General features: G+C 52.3%; 17 protein-coding genes. 12 read left to right on the forward strand and 5 right to left on the reverse strand.

What is annotated here, in order from left to right; all coding sequences use genetic code 11:
• The 8 genes from OGV77_RS13530 to OGV77_RS13565 form a co-directional block, all read left to right on the forward strand.
• On the forward strand, positions 1-369 hold a 369-nt coding region (locus OGV77_RS13530; RefSeq protein ID WP_502873697.1), incomplete at its 5' end, for a phage tail tape measure protein.
• Complete coding sequence (locus OGV77_RS13535; protein ID WP_286502747.1) at positions 370-702, forward strand: phage tail protein; 333 nt, start codon at positions 370-372, stop codon at positions 700-702. It begins immediately after the preceding gene.
• A gap of 8 nt (positions 703-710) precedes the next feature.
• Positions 711-1,406 carry a phage minor tail protein L gene (locus tag OGV77_RS13540; RefSeq protein WP_286502748.1) on the forward strand — a complete coding sequence of 232 codons (696 nt, stop codon included), beginning with the start codon at positions 711-713 and terminating at the stop codon, positions 1,404-1,406.
• A gap of 11 nt (positions 1,407-1,417) precedes the next feature.
• Positions 1,418-2,152: a C40 family peptidase gene (locus OGV77_RS13545; protein ID WP_286502749.1), complete on the forward strand. Its 735-nt coding sequence runs from the start codon at positions 1,418-1,420 to the stop codon at positions 2,150-2,152.
• Positions 2,050-2,727 carry a tail assembly protein gene (locus OGV77_RS13550; RefSeq protein ID WP_286502750.1) on the forward strand — a complete coding sequence of 226 codons (678 nt, stop codon included), beginning with the start codon at positions 2,050-2,052 and terminating at the stop codon, positions 2,725-2,727. The genes OGV77_RS13545 and OGV77_RS13550 overlap by 103 nt, the downstream gene beginning before the upstream one ends.
• A 71-nt stretch (positions 2,728-2,798) precedes the next feature.
• Positions 2,799-6,185 carry a phage attachment tail tip protein J gene (gene gpJ, locus OGV77_RS13555; protein WP_286502761.1) on the forward strand — a complete coding sequence of 1,129 codons (3,387 nt, stop codon included), beginning with the start codon at positions 2,799-2,801 and terminating at the stop codon, positions 6,183-6,185.
• Positions 6,186-6,238: 53 nt separating this feature from the next.
• Entirely contained in the window at positions 6,239-8,047 is a 1,809-nt protein-coding gene (locus OGV77_RS13560) for a prophage tail fiber N-terminal domain-containing protein (protein ID WP_286502762.1), read from the forward strand.
• An 11-nt stretch (positions 8,048-8,058) separates the two neighbouring features.
• Positions 8,059-8,628, forward strand: coding sequence for a DUF4376 domain-containing protein (locus tag OGV77_RS13565; RefSeq protein WP_123266975.1), 570 nt, complete (start codon positions 8,059-8,061; stop codon positions 8,626-8,628).
• Between the two features lie 65 nt (positions 8,629-8,693).
• Here OGV77_RS13565 and dgcJ read toward each other — a convergent pair whose 3' ends face one another.
• From dgcJ to arsH, 3 genes are all read right to left on the reverse strand, one after another.
• Positions 8,694-10,274 (reverse strand): diguanylate cyclase DgcJ, encoded by a 1,581-nt coding sequence (dgcJ, locus tag OGV77_RS13570; RefSeq protein WP_286502763.1) that lies wholly within the window; start codon positions 10,272-10,274, stop codon positions 8,694-8,696.
• Positions 10,275-10,555: 281 nt separating this feature from the next.
• A complete protein-coding gene (locus tag OGV77_RS13575) occupies positions 10,556-10,828 on the reverse strand; it encodes a zinc-binding dehydrogenase (protein ID WP_308463916.1) in 273 nt (90 codons plus the stop codon).
• Between the two features lie 184 nt (positions 10,829-11,012).
• Positions 11,013-11,711 (reverse strand): arsenical resistance protein ArsH, encoded by a 699-nt coding sequence (gene arsH, locus OGV77_RS13580; RefSeq protein WP_123266976.1) that lies wholly within the window; start codon positions 11,709-11,711, stop codon positions 11,013-11,015.
• 85 nt (positions 11,712-11,796) lie between these two features.
• Between arsH and OGV77_RS13585 the strand changes: the two genes are divergently transcribed.
• From OGV77_RS13585 to OGV77_RS13600, 4 genes are all read left to right on the forward strand, one after another.
• Positions 11,797-12,117, forward strand: coding sequence for a transcriptional regulator (locus OGV77_RS13585; RefSeq protein ID WP_123267758.1), 321 nt, complete (start codon positions 11,797-11,799; stop codon positions 12,115-12,117).
• A gap of 44 nt (positions 12,118-12,161) precedes the next feature.
• Positions 12,162-13,451: an arsenic transporter gene (locus tag OGV77_RS13590; protein ID WP_123266977.1), complete on the forward strand. Its 1,290-nt coding sequence runs from the start codon at positions 12,162-12,164 to the stop codon at positions 13,449-13,451.
• Positions 13,452-13,463: 12 nt separating this feature from the next.
• Entirely contained in the window at positions 13,464-13,889 is a 426-nt protein-coding gene (arsC, locus tag OGV77_RS13595) for a glutaredoxin-dependent arsenate reductase (RefSeq protein ID WP_123266978.1), read from the forward strand.
• Between the two features lie 270 nt (positions 13,890-14,159).
• Entirely contained in the window at positions 14,160-14,684 is a 525-nt protein-coding gene (locus OGV77_RS13600; RefSeq protein ID WP_123266979.1) for a GrpB family protein, read from the forward strand.
• Between the two features lie 133 nt (positions 14,685-14,817).
• Here the strand turns inward: OGV77_RS13600 and OGV77_RS13605 are convergent, their stop codons facing one another.
• Entirely contained in the window at positions 14,818-15,489 is a 672-nt protein-coding gene (locus OGV77_RS13605) for an SOS response-associated peptidase (RefSeq protein WP_123266980.1), read from the reverse strand.
• Between the two features lie 469 nt (positions 15,490-15,958).
• Positions 15,959-17,329, reverse strand: a complete 1,371-nt coding sequence (purB, locus tag OGV77_RS13610) for an adenylosuccinate lyase (protein ID WP_087050942.1) — start codon at positions 17,327-17,329, stop codon at positions 15,959-15,961.
• Between the last annotated feature and the right edge of the window lies 1 nt (position 17,330).

Genomic DNA, 17,330 nt, shown 5'->3' on the forward strand with positions numbered 1-17,330 from the left:
GGCGGTGTTTATGACTCACCTTCATTAAGTGCCTACAGCAACGGCATCTATGACAGCCCGACCCTGTTTGCTTTTGCAAAGGGGGCTGGCGTGTTTGGTGAAGCTGGTCCGGAAGCCATTATGCCTCTGGCGAAAACGACTGACGGTACGCTGGGTGTCAGGGCGCTGGGTGACCCGGGTTCCTCTGGTAGTGGTATGAATGGTGGGATTGTTTATTCACCTGAGTATCACATTACCATTCAGAATGACGGGCAAAACGGGGAGATAGGGCCGCAGGCATCGCAGATGCTGGTCAAAATGGTCGACACGCGTGTCATGAGTATCCTGAGAACTCAGGGCCGCGATGGCGGCATGCTGGCGGGAGGATAAGTGAAAACCTTTCATTGGGCACCCAGGGAGGGGATGCAGTCTTCTGTTTCCCCTTCGGTGACAACCATAAAATTTGGGGATAGCTATGAGCAACGTCGCCCGACCGGACTCAACCATCAGTTAATTAACTTCCAGCCTGTTTTCCGTATCACGTCGGACAATTCCCGCACCGCACTTGAAGCGTTTCTGGCCGAGCACGGAGGATATAAAGCCTTTCTGTGGCGACCGCCAAAATACAACCGCACAATAAAAGTTGTCTGCCGGGAGTGGTCTGTTACGGACAACGTCGCGTATTCCGATTTCAGCTGTAAATTTGAGCAGGTCATTGCTTAAGGATCTTTATGCAAGATATTCCTCAGAACACCCTCAACGAAATCACGAAAACCGAACAGTCGGCCCGCATTGATTTGTGGGAAATCGACCTGACGGCCTTTGGTGGCCAGCGCTACTATTTTTCAAATGAACTGAACGAGAAGGGCGAGCCGGTCACCTGGCAGGGCCGGAAGTATGACGTTTACCCGATACAGGGAACCGGGTTCGACCTGTCAGGGAAAGGGACTACCGCCCGCCCGACGCTGGCGGTGTCGAACCTGTTTGGCATGGTTACGGGACTTGCGGTAGATATGCAGAGCCTCGTCGGGGCCACGGTGGTAAGGCATGTTGTGTACGCCCGTTTTCTCGATGCGGTGAACTTTACAGGCGGCAATCCGGAGGCCAACCCGGAACAGGAAGTGGTCAGCCGCTGGGTGATTGAACAACTGTCGGAGCTGAAAGCCACCACGGCGACCTTCGTGCTGGCCACACCGACCGAAACGGACGGCAGCGTGTTTCCGGCGCGGATCATGCTGGCTGATGTCTGCAACTGGACCTACCGTTCTGATGAGTGTGGTTACATCGGGCCGCCTGTGGCGGATGAGTTTGATAAGCCCACGGCAGACCCGGCAAAAGATGCCTGCAGCAAATGCCGTACCGGCTGCGAGCTGCGTAATAACCTGCCGCGCATCGGCTGCTTCCTCTCGATTAACCGTCTTTCCTGATGGATACACACATGAACAAAACACTCCTGGCGCATGCTGCTTCGTGTGCGCCCGCTGAATCATGCGGCTGGGTGGTGAACACGCCAGCCGGGGAGCGGTATTTTCCCTGCCAGAATCTTTCCGCTGAACCGACCCTGTATTTCCGCATGGATCCGGCTGATTACCTTCAGGCGCAGGCGGCAGGCGATATGGTGGCCCTGGTCCACAGCCATCCCGATGGCCTGCCGTTTCTCAGCGATGTTGATCGCCGCCTGCAGGTTCAGAGTGGCCTGCCGTGGTGGCTGGTCTGCGATGACCGGATATACAAATTTCGTTGCATGCCGTTCCTCACCGGGCGGGCATTTGAGCATGGCGTGACGGACTGTTACACCCTGTTCCGCGATGCGTACCATCTGGCCGGTATTGAGATGCCGGATTTTGCGCGGAAGGAGGACTGGTGGACGCAGGGGGATAATCTGTATCTGGATAATCTGGAGGCGACCGGCTTTTACTGGGTGAATGCCGCAGAGGCACAGCCCGGAGACATTCTGATTTGTTGTTTTGGTTCATCGGTTGCCAATCATGCTGCGATTTACTGCGGCGATGGCGAGCTGCTGCACCATATTCCTGATCAGCTCAGTAAACGCGAGAGGTATACCGACAAATGGCAACGCCGCACACACTCGATATGGCGACACCGGGCATGGCACGAGTTTGCCTTCACGGGGATTTACAACGATTTGGCCGCCGCTTCAGCCTCAGTATAAAAACGGGGGCCGAGGCCATTTACGCGCTGGCCATGCAGGTTCCGGGCTTCCGGCAGAAAATGAATGATGGCTGGTATCAGATACGCATTGCAGGCCTGGATGTGAATGAAACCAGCCTGTCAGCCCGTCTGCACGAGCCGCTGCCGGAGGGGGCCATTATTCATATTGTCCCACGCATGGCTGGGGCTAAATCCGGTGGTCTGTTCCAGGTGGTGCTGGGAGCAGTAGCAATAGCCGCGTCCTTTTTTACAGCAGGGGCTTCACTGGCAGCCTGGGGAGCAGCGTTATCTGCCGGTGCTATTTCGGCATCCTCGGTTCTGTTTTCTATGGGGGCGGCCATGATGCTGGGTGGTGTGGCGCAGATGCTGATGCCGCAGGCAAAAATCCCCTCGTCCCGGAAGACCGATAACGGCAAACAGAACACCTATTTTTCGTCACTGGACAACATGATGGCGCAGGGTAATGCCCTGCCGGTGTTATACGGTGAAATGCTGGTCGGATCCCGCACGATCTCCCAGGAAATCAGCACACGGGATGAAGGTGGCGGGGGGCAGGTGGTGATCATCGGTCGCTGACTTACTGCAGCATATTTGTATTTACATAGAACCGCCTCCGGGCGGTTCTGTCGTTTCAGAGGGAACAGATTATGGGTAAGGGTGGTGGCAGCAGTGAAACACCGCATGAGGCTCCTGACGACCTGAAATCCAGTCAGATGCTGACGGTAGTTGATGCCATCTGCGAGGGGCCGATTGAAGGTCCTGTGGACGGGCTGAAGAGTGTCAGAATTAACAAAACGCCGGTCCTCGACAGCGACGGTAACGCGATGGTTCATGGTGTCACCGTGGTTTACCGCGTGGGGGAGGATGAGCAGACCGCGATGGAGGGGTTCGAAGACTCTGGTGCTGAAACCCTGCTGGGTGTGGAGGTGAAGAAGTCTGAGCAGGTGACTCGCACCATTACCGCTAAAACGGTGGACCGTCTGCGTTTTACCTTTGGTGTGCAGTCGCTGGTCAGCACCAGTACCAAAGGCGACCGCAACCCGACCAGTGTACAGATGCTGATCCAGTTTCGCCGGGACGGGCTGTGGAGAACGGAGCGGGATATCACCATTACAGGGAAAACGACCACGCAGTTTCTGGCATCCGTGGTGATTGATGATTTGCCGCCCCGGCCGTTTGAAGTCCGCATGCAGCGCCTCACTGATGACAGCACGACAGACCTGCTGCAGAACAAAACGGTGTGGTCGGGTTATACCGAAATCATCGATGTGAAACAGTGCTATCCGAACACCGCCGTTATCGGGGTAAAAGTGGACGCGGAGCAGTTTGGCAGCCAGCAGGTCACGCGAAACTATCACCTGCGCGGGCGTATTGTGCCGGTGCCGTCGAATTATGATCCAGTAAAACGGACGTATTCCGGGCTGTGGGACGGAACGTTTAAACCCGCCTGGACAGACAATCCGGCCTGGTGTGTGCTGGATATGCTGACTCACCCGCGCTATGGCATGGGAAGCCGCATTGGTGTTGCCGATGTGGATAAGTGGGCGCTGTATGCCATTGCACAGTACTGCGATCAGCCCGTTCCTGACGGTTTGGGCGGGACTGAACCGCGTATCACCTGCAATGCGTATCTGACGGACCAGCGTAAAGCGTGGGACGTGCTGGGGGACTTCTGTTCCCTGATGCGCTGCATGCCGGTCTGGAACGGCAGCACCCTGACGTTTGTGCAGGACCGGCCCGCCGATAAAGTCTGGACCTATACGCAGAGTAATGTGGTGATGCCCGCTGACGGTGCGTCGTTCATCTACAGCTTCAGCGCCCTGAAAGAGCGCCACAATGCCGCCGAGGCCCGTTACACCGACCCGAACAATGGCTGGGAAACGTCCACCGAACTGGTGGAAAACGACGCTGCCATCCGGCGCTATGGTCGCAACGTTCTGAAGATGGATGCGTTTGCCTGTACCAGCCGTGGGCAGGCGCATCGCTCCGGACTGTGGGCCATCACCACCGAATTGCTGGAAACGCAGACGGTGGATTTTTCCGTAGGGGCTGAGGGATTACGCCACGTTCCCGGCGATATCATTGAGGTCTGCGACAGTGATTATGCCGGTGTGACCGTGGGCGGACGCGTCCTGTCGGTCGACAGTCTTACGCGCACGCTCACTCTGGACCGTGAGGTGGAGATACCGGCAGGCGGCAATGTGGTGCTGAACCTGGTGGGCAGCGATGGCCAGCCTGTTACCGTCGCAGTTACCGCACATCCGGCTCCGGACCGCGTGACCGTCAGCCAGTTACCCGATGGCGTGGCGGAGTACAGCGTGTGGGGGCTGAAACTGCCGGATCTGCGCCAGCGCCTGTTTCGCTGTGTGGCCATACGGGAAAACGATGACGGCACGTATGCTATTACCGCCGTACAGCATGTTCCGGAGAAAGGAGCCATCGTGGATAACGGGGCGACGTTTGATCCGTTGCCGGACACCGGTATCACGAATACGCCGCCTGCCGTGCAGCACCTGACCACAGAGATTCTGGCAGAGGAGGGGCAGTATCAGGCGCGGGCGCGCTGGGATACCCCGCGTGTGGTTAAGGGGGGGAACTTCTCCCTGCGCCTGACGGTGAAAGCGGAAAATAACAGCAATCGGCTGGCCAGCAGCCTGACACTGACAAAAACGGAGCATACTTTCCGCAACCTGACGCCGGGGCGCTACACCCTGACGGTGCGGGCGGTGAACAGCCAGGGCCAGCAGGGCGATCCGGCCAGCACGGATTTCAGCATCGCTGCGCCGGCAGTACCGTCTTATGTTGAGCTGACTCCCGGCTATTTTCAGATCACCGCCACCCCGCGCCAGGCGGTATATGACCCCACGGTGCAGTATGAATTCTGGTTTACGGATAAAAAAATCGCCGATATCCGCCAGGTGGAAACCGATGCGCGTTATCTCGGCACCGCGCTGTACTGGATTGCGGCCAGCAGCAGTATCAAACCCGGCAAGGACTATTACTTCTATATCCGGGCCGTGAACCAGGTCGGAAAATCGGCGTTCGTGGAGGCTAAAGGGCAGGCCAGCAACGATGCGGCGGGTTACCTGGATTTCTTCAAAGGGGAAATCACCGAAAGTCATCTGGGGAAAGAGCTGCTGGAGAAGGTGGAGCTGACGGAAGACAACGCCAGCCGGCTGGATGAGTTTTCGAAAGAATGGCAGGACGCGAACGGCAAATGGAATGCCATGTGGGGCGTGAAGATAGAGCAGACCAAAGACGGGAAGCACTATGTGGCTGGTCTGGGCCTGAGTATGGAGGACACGGAAGAAGGGAAGATAAGCCAGTTTCTGGTAGCGGCTGATCGTATCGCGTTTATCAACCCTGCAAATGGCAATGAAACACCCGCCTTCGTGATGCAGGGTGACCAGATATTTATGAATGAGGTATTCCTTAAATATCTGATGGCCCCGAGCATTACCAGCGGCGGGAACCCGCCGACCTTTATGCTGACGCCTGACGGCAAACTGACCGCCCGTAATGCGGATATCAGCGGCCATATCAGTGCGAACTCTGGTGCTCTCAACAATGTGACGATTGAGGAAAACTGCACCATAAAGGGGACGATGCGGGCAGAGAAGATTGTCGGCGATATCGTTAAAGCAGTTGGGCGGGCTTTCCCTGGAATTCCGGGTTTTCCGAATGGAACCCTCACGGTCCAGATACAAGATGATCACGATTTTGATCGGCAGATAATTATTCCACCCATCACTTTTGCAGGAGCAAGTGGGCAATCAGCCACAAGTAATGACCGGTGGACAGATTGTGGGCTTGTTGTGAAGCACAACGGCAGAGAGATATACAACGCATATCCCGCAATTCCAACGAAATCATTCAGTACGGTCATTGATATGCCTGCCGGAGCTGGAAATGTGACCATGAGCTTTACGGTGTCAAGCAAGGGTAATGGTGGCGGCGGCAATACTCCTGCTTTTATCAGTAACCTGCTGGTCATGGTGGTGAAGAAGAACAGCACAGGCATCAGCATTTACTGATGACTGAATCCCAAAACGAGCGCTCATTCGGGCGTTTTTTTTATGGAGGAATTATGGCAGTACTTATCTCTGGCGTATTAAAAGACGGAGCGGGGAAACCGGTACAGGACTGCATCATCCAACTGAATGCGAAGAAAACCAGCGCGACCGTTGTTGTGGAGGTTATGTCATCCTCTGTTACGGACGCGAACGGCCATTACAGCATTGAGGCTGAACCGGGTTATTACAGTGTGTCACTGCTGCGGGAAGGTTTTCCTCCCTCAGTGGCTGGCGATATTTACGTGGCCCCGACCGATACGCCGGATACCCTGAATGCGTTTCTCGATGCGCCAAAGGACGCGGACCTTCGTCCGGAGGTGATGAAACGTTTTGAGGAAATGGTAAACCGCGTAGTGGATTTGAGCGGTGCAACAGAGAAGGATAGGGAACGAGTCGAACAGGCCGCACAGTCAGCGGAACAGAGTAAAGACGCGACAGCGTTGTCTGCAACTGCTGCGGCAGAGTCACAGCGCCAGGCGGCACTCTCTGCGGGTGCTGCTGATGATTCTGCCCGGTCTGCTGCAGATAATGCCCGACAGACCGCGCAGAGCGTTCTGGCCAGCAGTGCAGATGCTGACAGTGCGGCAAAGTCGGCACAGACAGCGACGGAACAGGCCGGAAAGGCAAAGATCGCCGCTGATGCGGCACAGAAAGCGCAGCAGGAGGCAGGCGCTTTGGCACAGTCTGCAGCAGGGAGTGCCGGAAGTGCATCTGCGTCAGCACAAACAGCGGGTGAGCATGCCGGTAATGCAGCCGCATCTGAAACCTCAGTGCGTGAAAGCGCCCTCACGGCTACACAGGCTGCAGAACAGGGGGATAACAGCGCTGCAGCTGCAGCGATAAGTGAGCTGCATGCCAGGGAGTTCAGTGAAAAGGCCGCTAAATCAGAGACTGCGGCATCAGCCAGTGCAGAATCGGCATCAGCAAGTGAAGCATCAGCCCTGCAGTCAGCCAAAACGGCTGAGAACCAGAAAAATCAAGCAGCTGAGAGCGCCACCCGCGCAGAACAGGCCAGAGATGAGGCCCTGACGCTGCGCGATGAAGCTCAGGAAGACGCCCTGAATGCCCGGAACAGTGCACAGGCTGCTGCTGCCAGTGAAAAAGAAAGTGGACAGGCAAGGGATGAGGCACAGCTTCTTGCTGAACAGGCCAGAAGTGCAGCCTCAAAAGCCGCCGCTGATACCATTAAAGAGATACAGGAAAGTGATGACCTCAGTGGTCCGCCAGGTCCGCAGGGGCCGGAAGGTGTAAAAGGGGATACCGGGTTAACTGGACCACAAGGACCAGCAGGTGCAAAGGGAGCAACAGGCGCTACGGGACCGCAAGGGCCGCAGGGACCGGCAGGTGTAAAAGGGGATGCCGGGTTAACTGGACCACAAGGACCAGCAGGTGCAAAGGGAGCAACAGGCGCTACGGGACCGCAAGGGCCGCAGGGACCGGCAGGTGTAAAAGGGGATACCGGGTTAACTGGACCACAGGGACCAGCAGGTGCAAAGGGAGCAACAGGCGCTACGGGACCGCAAGGACCAGCAGGCGCACCAGCGGGTGCTCTTCATGCTGTAGGTTCGTTTGCGCTGGCATATATGAGTGTTGGAGCACCTCTTGCCCCAGGCGCAACCGTTGCAGGGGGGAGTCTCAAGGCTTGCGGCATTATTTTTCCACCGGATCGTTATAGTACATACACTATTGATGCCTACAGGTCGGGTGTTCAATATGGGCCTTACCCTCTTCCGGGGACGTGGCGAGCTTGCGGCATTATCTCAAACCAGTGGCAAAACGGTACTACTTCGCATTATGTAGGTCTTTTTCAGCGAATTTCATAAAAGGAGATTGTATGAACATTGAGGGCATTCAGGCTCCTGAGTGGGCGAATAAAGAACATACAGCGATTAACTGCAGGGTTAAATTTGCAGAGTTTGATGAGTTTCTGCCGTTCACTGCATGTCTGAATGATTTTGAGGAGCATGGACGCCGTATCTACAGCGAGCTTGAATCAGGAAAGTATGGACCTGTCGCCCCTTATATTGTGACTGACAAGATGGTGGAGGATTTACGCAACCAGAAACTGGCTGAAATCAGCAACTGGCGGGACGTTCAGGAAAATGCCAACATTATTTTTGAACTGGACAATCGCCGGTGGGATGGAGGCAAAGCATCGCAGGAGCGTCTTGTACCCGTGATTATGGCTGGTAGGACAGGAGAGTTACCTGAGGGATTTTTCTGGACCGATGCGGATAACCACGATGTTCCGGTGAATTTTGCGTTCCTGCAACAGCTTGAGGCGGCGATGATGCAGGCAATGGTGATACACGGTTTCAGAATTCACGAACGGCAGAGGCAGATGAAATCGGAGGTAGCGTTACTTACAGATGTTAATGCCATTGCTGAATATCCAGTTGGCTAGCGTGATAGGAAGTAATGTGCTGGTTCACCTTTCTAAACGTCTAAATGCCTGTAACAGCTAACATCTCACTTACGCTCGGGGTACTTGCTCCGTTTATGCTGATAAAGCAACTCATCGGCTTTCAGCATCGCCACTTCCAATGTGTCTCCTGGCAGCAGTTGATATGCCCCCCAGGAAAATGCCACCAGTTTATCCGGGTCAATCGCTAGTAGTTGTTCCTGCGCCCGAGTAATAACATCACGGAATTTATTCAGAGAATAATCGATAAGAACAAGGCAGAACTCATCGCCCCCAAGCCGGATACCGTAGTCACTTTTACGAATGGCATTTCCCAACGCCATCCCCAGCATCTGTATCACTTTATCGCCCATATGGTGACCGAGAGAGTCATTTATTCTTTTGAGTCCATCACTGTCAATTGCGATGACCGTGACGGGGATACCTCTGTCAACGAGTGAGCGGATTTTATGTCCCAGCTCCTGTGTAATAACTTTTCTGTTATACAGTCCGGTCATCGCGTCCGTCACGTTATCCCTAGAAAGCAAAGTTTGTCTGATTAATTGTTTATGGGCATATCGGCATAATCCCCAGGTTCCGAGAAGATAAAGCAGTAACAGCCATAAATTCGCAACAATAACGTAGATAGCATCTAGTTTCACATGCAGGGTGTAATACTGGGTAAGCGAGTCTTCATAACTGATCAAAGCATAAGATTTGATATATGGTTTATGGAAAACAATATGGCTTCCGGTTTCATTATCGGTGACATACAAAGAAAGGAATTGCCATAACAACGGACGATCGACTGTATTAAACGAAACCACCAGATCGTCAATGTTGATGTCTGTAATCATAATGCCTTTTACTTTATCACCCAGATATACCGGGGTAAGCATGCTGATAATATTATTGCGGGTATAGCCATCCTGATAAATATGAGACAGCGTAGTTTCTCCCTTTAGCAGATCTTTCAGGGCATTGTCATCAATCGAAATCGTGTGTGTGCTACGAGCGATATTGATGTGGCCATTATTACCCACGAGCCAGTTACTGAAGGTATAGTTGCGAGTATTAACTGGCTGATTAATATAAATATAGTTATGAGTAAGATCTACATAGTATCTGATGTTCCTGAACATATAACCGGTATAATTTGAAAAACTGTACTTTGACTGAGCTGCACGCTCAGCGGTGTGAATAACCGATAGTGCGCCAATGTCTCCCACCCATTCTTTACACGATCTATTGCGGGTTTGCAGGGTGCCGTCGAGGTTATCCCTGTTTTTCTTCAACAGATTGAATCCGTAAATATCACCCTCGGTTTCAAGGTACTGACATATTACTGTTCGTTCGGTATCGTCAAAGGGCGCATCGGCTATTCGGCTATAAAATTCCCGCGAAAGCCGGGTGGCAATATTCTGGTTAATGGACTCTTCATGGAAAAGCGCCGACTTCCCATTTTCAGCGACATACCCCATATAGCTCTGTAAATCTTGCGCTTCACGAACAACCAGCGCGGCAAATAGTGAGGTTGTGCAAACCACGATCATGACAATCGCACTGATATATTTTTGTCTGGACAAGATGGCTAATTCCCTGTTGTACCACCTGAAAATAATAGCAAGTGTAGCACCAAACAACGACATCTTAGCGGGTTATGCCTCCAGGGACAAAGCTTCCTCCCCTTCTGCAACACGCCAGAAGAGTAACCTGTTTGTGTCCCCCCTACATCGTCAACATAATTTTTCCTGTGTTCATGCCGTTTTCCATACGCTGGTGAGATTTACTGGTGTCTACCAGCGTAAAAACGTTGTCAATCACCGGGCTCAGTCCGTCTTACCTAAACTGGTTAACCAGCGTTTTTTAAAGTGATGAGACATTTCATGTTTACGTCCATCCAACGCGATTTGAATACCGTGTCAATAATCTAAAGATGACGGTACAGCACTCGGTCCATCGGGATTTTCGCGTTTTTAATGTCCTTCATAATGCCAGTCCATATCAGATGACCATCAAAATCGAGTGCGTTCACGTGTCGTCCAAAATAAGGTGCGCCAATATACTCGAGAATTACATTAATGCCCTTGTTATCGGTGATGCTGGTGGCAACTGCAGCAAAATCCTCTGTCATATAATCAATGGCTTGATCGGCACCCAGAGGGCGAACCCGACCGTGCTTTGCTGCGTTCGCAGTGGTGATTACCGTCGCGAAAGTCGAACGGTGGTCCCCACAACGTCGCCCCCTGAAAGCATCGGTACCGTTTCAATGGGTTTCAGTTTATCCAGATGGATCCGTGGTTACGAAGACCCCGGTAAGAGGGCTGCATTATGCCAATAGCGGACGTTGTTAAGCTCATTCAGTATGGATTCACGTAAAATATACGTTATATTTTGTCCTGATTGACACGGGATGAAAGCTCCTGTTGGCTTTCCTTTCGCTCGCTGTAACGATCTGCAAGATAACCAGTTTGTCCCTTAAGCAGCATCGTGATTTTAAACAGCTCCTCGGCTACATCGACGATGCGGTCATACCATGAAGAAGGTTTCATTCGTCCATTTTCGTCGAACTCTTGCCATGCCTTGGCTACAGAGGATTGGTTGGGGATCGTAAACATCCGCATCCAGCGACCCAGAATACGCATCTGGTTCACGGCATTGAAGGACTGTGAACCGCCGCAGACCTGCATTACCGCAAGTGTTTTGCCCTGCGAAGGACGAACCGCACCTTCACTTAAGGGTATCCAGTCAATCTGCGCCTTCATGACTGCGCTCATAGCACCGTGTCGTTCCGGAGAACTCCATACCATCCCATCACACCATCTGACCAGACCGCGCAGCTCGGTGACTTTGGGATGCGTGTCCGGCGCATCATCCGGCAGGGGTAAACCGGAGGGGGTAAACAGTTTCACTTCCGCGCCCATCGCCGTCAGCAGGCGCCCGGCTTCCTCCGCGGCAAAGCGGCTGTAGGAGCGCTCTCTCAATGAACCATACAGGATCAGAATCCGTGGTGGCTCCTGCATGTTCAGGCGTTCAGCGATGTGTTGATCAAAGCATTTAGTATTCAGGGCAGGAAATTGTTCCATTTTTCTCCTCCAGAGAGAGCAGATGATTTCAAAGTTAATACATATGATTTACCATATGTGTATTCTAAAGGGAACGGAGAGAAAAATGCTACAACCTGTTCAGCTTTTCAAAATCCTGTCAGATGAAACACGGCTCGCCATTGTCATGCTTCTGCGGGAGTCCGGAGAACTGTGCGTGTGCGATATCTGTGCAGCTACCGCCGAATCACAGCCCAAAATATCACGCCATATGGCCGTCCTGCGTGAGGCAAAGCTTGTTCTTGATCGTCGGGAAGGGAAATGGATCCACTATCGTCTGTCACCTCATATTCCGGCGTGGGCCGCTGAGACAATCACGGCGTCCTGGCTGTCCCTTCGGGAGGATGTGCGGGAATGGTTGGCAAAGTCGGCCTGTACCTCCTGCTGAGGCAGGAAAACATATATACATAATCATATATAACGGGGTCTGAAATGTTTTTGGCAGGGAGTATATTTTTACTGACGCTGGTACTGGTGATCTGGCAACCCAGAGGTCTGAGTATTGGCTGGAGCGCGAGTATCGGGGCTGCGCTGGCGCTGGGAACCGGAGTCATCCATATTGCTGATATTCCCGTTGTCTGGAATATCGTCTGGAACGCGACAGCGGCATTTATTGCGGTCATCATCATCAGCCTGTTGCTCGATGAGTCCGGCTTCTTTGAATGGGCCGCACTGCACGTCTCCAGTTGGGGTAACGGACGTGGCCGCCTTTTGTTTACCTGGATAGTCTTGCTTGGTGCCGCTGTTGCTGCGTTGTTTGCCAATGACGGCGCTGCGCTGATCCTGACGCCGATTGTAATTGCGATGCTGCTCGCACTGGGATTCAGCCAGGGTACGACATTGGCGTTTGTCATGGCCGCAGGATTTATTGCAGATACGGCCAGCCTGCCGCTAATTGTTTCTAACCTGGTGAATATCGTCTCGGCGGACTTTTTCGGTCTGGGCTTTACACAGTATGCCTCCGTTATGATCCCCGTAGATGTGGCAGCGATTGCGGCCACTCTGGTCATGCTGCATCTCTTCTTCCGCAAGGACATTCCGGCGACGTATGACGTTTCGCTGCTGAAGAGGCCTGCCAGTGTGATAAAGGATCCGGCAACGTTCAGGGCGGGCTGGATTGTCCTGTTATTGCTGCTTGTCGGTTTCTTTGTTCTGGAGCCTCTGGGGATCCCGGTCAGTGCGATAGCGGCTAGTGGCGCAGCAATACTGTTTATAGTGGCGAAAAGAGGTCATGCCATCAACACCGGAAAAGTCCTCCGCGGTGCGCCATGGCAGATCGTTATTTTTTCGTTGGGTATGTACCTGGTGGTCTATGGCCTGCGCAATGCAGGGCTTACGGAGTATCTGTCTGACGTGCTGAACCTGCTGGCAGAAAAGGGGTTATGGGCAGCAACGTTCGGCACCGGTTTCCTGACCGCGTTCCTGTCGTCGGTGATGAACAATATGCCGACGGTGCTGATTGGCGCACTGTCTATTGACGGAAGTACGGCGTCTGGCGTCGTCAAAGAGGCAATGATTTATGCCAACGTGATCGGCTGCGATTTAGGCCCGAAAATCACTCCGATTGGCAGTCTGGCAACCCTGCTTTGGCTGCATGTGCTTTCCCAGAAAAATATAACGATTACCTGGGGATATTACTTCCGTACCGGCATTGTCATGACTGTGCCCGTACTGTTTGTCACTCTGGCCGCGCTGGCGTGGCGGCTCTCTGTCACTTTGTAATGAGATACTGATATGAGCAACATAACTATCTATCACAACCCGGCCTGTGGCACCTCACGCAACACACTGGAGATGATCCGCAACAGCGGCAACGAACCGACAATAATTTATTATCTTGATACTCCTCCGACCCGTGATGAGCTTATTAAACTTATTTCAGATATGGGAATTACGGTGCGTGCATTACTGCGTAAGAATGTTGAGCCTTATGAACACCTGGGTCTTGATCAAGAGAAATTTAGTGATGAGCAGTTGATTGATTTCATGCTTCAACATCCGATCCTGATTAATCGGCCTGTAGTCGTTACGCCGCTTGGCACTCGTCTTTGCCGCCCTTCAGAAATAGTGCTGGATATTCTACCGGAAGGTCAGAAAGGAGCGTTTACCAAAGAGGATGGCGAGAAGGTTATTGACGAAACGGGGAAGCAGATTAAGTAATCTGCACACTTCAAAATATCGGACGCCTGTTCACGCTATGCGGGCATCCGATTTTCGCTCGCTGCCTCATGTAACTTGTCCGCTTCGTGCCAGAAGCGGACATAGCTAAATTGCCATCACCCTCCAGACCTTGCACGAAACTCGTCTTTATTTATAGCAACCTATAAAATATCCCGTTTACTGGCTGCGCCATTCACATGTAAAACGACCGGATAGACAAGAGTTTTTAGTACCCCATCTATGAATAAAAGGGTATTGGTGGAGAGTGTGATGAGAATAATAGATGTTGTTGATTACAATACGCAGTGGCCAAGTCTGTTTGCTGAGGAATCCGCTGTGCTGCTAGCCGAGCTTGAAAACAAGATTTCGAGAATCCATCACGTCGGGAGCACCTCGATACCCGGTATGGCGGCAAAACCCGTCATAGACATATTACTGGAAGTAATTGATCGTGAAGCTCTGGATAGCTTAGACCCCGCAATGGAAAGCGCCGGTTATGTGGCCCGTGGAGAGTACGGAATTCCGAATCGCAGATATTTTTCTAAGGGCGGGGAACAGCGCAGTCATCAGGTCCATGCTTTTGTCATGGGTGATGAACACATCCTGAAGCTTCTTGCGTTTCGCAATTACCTTATAAAAAATGAAGAAATAGCAAAACAGTATGCAGAAATTAAACGTGCTGGGGCATTAGCAAGTGAGAACGATATTCGTCGCTATAGTGCTTTCAAGGCGGGATTCATTGAGCATCACCTAAGATTGGCTCTCATTGCCCATGAGCAAGAACAGTCATCCTGAAAATATCGTGATTGAATCGCCACTGATCTAATAGATGTGTCAGAGTCCATATAGATGGCTGTGCTGGCTCACAGTTAGCACTAACTTCCGCTCCTCGCTCAAAGCCGACGTTTTTTCCCTGTCGCATCGTACATCAACGCATAGGTTCTATTAACTCTGGACCTTGATTCTTAATATTCCCGACGGCACGCGTCACGACGTGCCATATAAATTTATCAGCCGGCACGTAACCGTCGGCTACGATGTCCTCTGCTTCTTTCCCTCCTACATCTTGCCTAAGCCATTCGCGAGCGGCTTCTGGTGACAGGACCAGCGGTCGCCTGTCGTGAATATCTACCAGTCCTTTGTCGGCAGCAGCCGTTACTATCAGGAATCCTTCTGCTTCATCTCCACGTTCGAATGGTGTGCTGCCGAACGCAGCCATGAATATCGGCTGGCCATCGGCCCGATGAATGAAGTAGGGCTGCTTCTTGTCACCTTCCTTTTTCCACTCAAACCAGCCATCAGCAAAGCAAATTGCGCGACCATGCTGCCAGAGTGGTTTAAACATTCTGCTGGTGGCCGCAGTTTCAGATCGTGCATTAATTAGCGGCGGCTTATCCCACCATCCTGGAGCATATCCCCATAGAACAGGGTCAAGGTGCAACTGTTCATCACGCTCGCTAAGCAGCAGAACTTTTGTGCCTGGCGCCACGTTGAATCGACCTATTGGTTCAGGGTCATATGGGATATCACGTTCAGCTTCTTCAGCGAGCAGGGCGAGATAGTCCTCGCGTGTCATTGACTGTGAAAAGCGTCCACACATAGAAACCTCCAGCCAGCTGTCAGACCGAAAGTATAGGATATTGACTAGAACGATAGGATTTGAAGCTCCACATCACCAATATTCCATTGTGGCCTTTAGCTTCTCGAGGTTGCTAAATGTCCGATAGATCACTACCCATTTTTACTTTTTTGGGGGCAAATTTGGGGGCAAAAATTAGTTTGGGGCATAATTTGGGGCGATGAAATGACTCATATTGCCCGCATTTGTCCAAGACGGTTTTTTATTAACTGATTGATTTTATGATAATTAGCTGTATTTTCTGAATTTACAAAATCAATTTTATAGTCTAACGCTGATTATGTGGCTGTGGGGATAAACATTTAATAAACCGCGGGAAGGGATAATGTTCCGGGCGATAAAAAGCCGGAGGCGCTGACGCTTTTCCGGCTTGCATACGACATAAACTGATGGCCGGAACAGGCGCAATTGCCCTCCGGCGTATTACAGATTACTTAAGATCATCAACCATTGTGACGGCGCGACCAATGTAATTGGCTGGCGTCATTGCTTTCAGGCGCGTTTTCTCGTCTTCCGGCAAAGCCAGACCGTCGATAAATTGCTTCATACCTTCGGCGTCAACGCGTTTGCCGCGGGTCAGTTCTTTCAGTTTCTCGTATGGTTTTTCAATACCATAGCGACGCATCACGGTCTGGATTGGCTCAGCCAGAACTTCCCAATTATGGTCCAGCTCATCCAGCAGATGATCGCGGTTCACTTCCAGTTTGCTCACACCCTTCAGCGTGGACTGATAAGCGATCAGCGCATAGCCAATACCGACGCCCAGGTTGCGCAAAACGGTAGAGTCCGTCAGGTCACGCTGCCAGCGGGAAACCGGCAGTTTGCTCGCCAGATGTTGCAGTACCGCGTTAGACAGTCCCAGATTTCCTTCGGAGTTTTCGAAATCGATTGGGTTCACCTTGTGCGGCATAGTGGAGGAACCAATTTCACCCGCGATGGTTTTCTGTTTGAAATGGTTCAGCGCCACGTAACCCCAGACATCGCGGTCGAAGTCGATCAGGATGGTGTTGAAACGGGCGATGCAATCAAACAGCTCGGCAATGTAGTCGTGCGGCTCAATCTGAGTCGTGTATGGGTTCCACTGGATACCCAGCGAGGTGACAAATTCCTCGCTGAACTGATGCCAGTCTACTTCCGGGTAAGCGGCAATGTGGGCGTTATAGTTACCCACGGCACCGTTGATTTTACCAAGAATTTCAACCTGGTTGAGCTGGCGATACTGGCGCTCCATACGGTAAGCCACGTTAGCCATTTCTTTGCCCAGCGTTGACGGGGTGGCTGGCTGACCATGGGTACGGGAGAGCAGGGGAATATCGCGATATTGTACGGACAGATCTTTCACCGCGTCGATAAGCTTACGCCAGTACGGCAGAACCACTTCGTCACGGGCAGTTTTCAGCATCAGCGCGTGAGACAGGTTGTTGATGTCTTCTGAGGTACACGCGAAGTGGATGAACTCGGAAACGGCGTGCAGTTCCGGGAAATCGGCCACTTTCTCTTTCAGGAAATACTCAACTGCCTTCACGTCATGGTTAGTCGTACGCTCAATGGTTTTGATGCGCGCTGCATCTTCTTCATTGAAGTTAGCGACGATCGCATCAAGGAAACCGATTGCGTCGGCAGCAAAAGCAGGAACTTCCTTGATCGCTGCGTGCGCGGCCAGTTTTTGCAGCCAGCGTACTTCAACCTGTACACGGAATTTCAGCAAACCGTATTCGCTGAAAATCCCGCGCAGCGCGCTGACTTTATCGCCGTAGCGTCCATCGACAGGGGAAACGGCGGTCAGTGAGGATAATTCCATA

This window comes from Citrobacter sp. Ce129, from assembly GCF_030334545.1.
Taxonomy (GTDB): Bacteria; Pseudomonadota; Gammaproteobacteria; order Enterobacterales; family Enterobacteriaceae; genus Citrobacter; species Citrobacter europaeus.

Excerpts from the sequence above, each read along its gene's own strand:
- OGV77_RS13550 (WP_286502750.1), top strand. The coding sequence starts at position 2,050 with ATGGCAACGCCGCACACACTCGATATGGCGACACCGGGCATGGCACGA.
- arsC (WP_123266978.1), top strand. The coding sequence starts at position 13,464 with ATGAGCAACATAACTATCTATCACAACCCGGCCTGTGGCACCTCACGC.
- OGV77_RS13565 (WP_123266975.1), top strand. The coding sequence starts at position 8,059 with ATGAACATTGAGGGCATTCAGGCTCCTGAGTGGGCGAATAAAGAACAT.
- OGV77_RS13585 (WP_123267758.1), top strand. The coding sequence starts at position 11,797 with ATGCTACAACCTGTTCAGCTTTTCAAAATCCTGTCAGATGAAACACGG.
- purB (WP_087050942.1), bottom strand. The coding sequence starts at position 17,329 with ATGGAATTATCCTCACTGACCGCCGTTTCCCCTGTCGATGGACGCTAC.
- gpJ (WP_286502761.1), top strand. The coding sequence starts at position 2,799 with ATGGGTAAGGGTGGTGGCAGCAGTGAAACACCGCATGAGGCTCCTGAC.
- dgcJ (WP_286502763.1), bottom strand. The coding sequence starts at position 10,274 with ATGTCGTTGTTTGGTGCTACACTTGCTATTATTTTCAGGTGGTACAAC.
- OGV77_RS13600 (WP_123266979.1), top strand. The coding sequence starts at position 14,160 with ATGAGAATAATAGATGTTGTTGATTACAATACGCAGTGGCCAAGTCTG.
- OGV77_RS13560 (WP_286502762.1), top strand. The coding sequence starts at position 6,239 with ATGGCAGTACTTATCTCTGGCGTATTAAAAGACGGAGCGGGGAAACCG.
- OGV77_RS13545 (WP_286502749.1), top strand. The coding sequence starts at position 1,418 with ATGAACAAAACACTCCTGGCGCATGCTGCTTCGTGTGCGCCCGCTGAA.
- OGV77_RS13590 (WP_123266977.1), top strand. The coding sequence starts at position 12,162 with ATGTTTTTGGCAGGGAGTATATTTTTACTGACGCTGGTACTGGTGATC.
- arsH (WP_123266976.1), bottom strand. The coding sequence starts at position 11,711 with ATGGAACAATTTCCTGCCCTGAATACTAAATGCTTTGATCAACACATC.
- OGV77_RS13540 (WP_286502748.1), top strand. The coding sequence starts at position 711 with ATGCAAGATATTCCTCAGAACACCCTCAACGAAATCACGAAAACCGAA.
- OGV77_RS13605 (WP_123266980.1), bottom strand. The coding sequence starts at position 15,489 with ATGTGTGGACGCTTTTCACAGTCAATGACACGCGAGGACTATCTCGCC.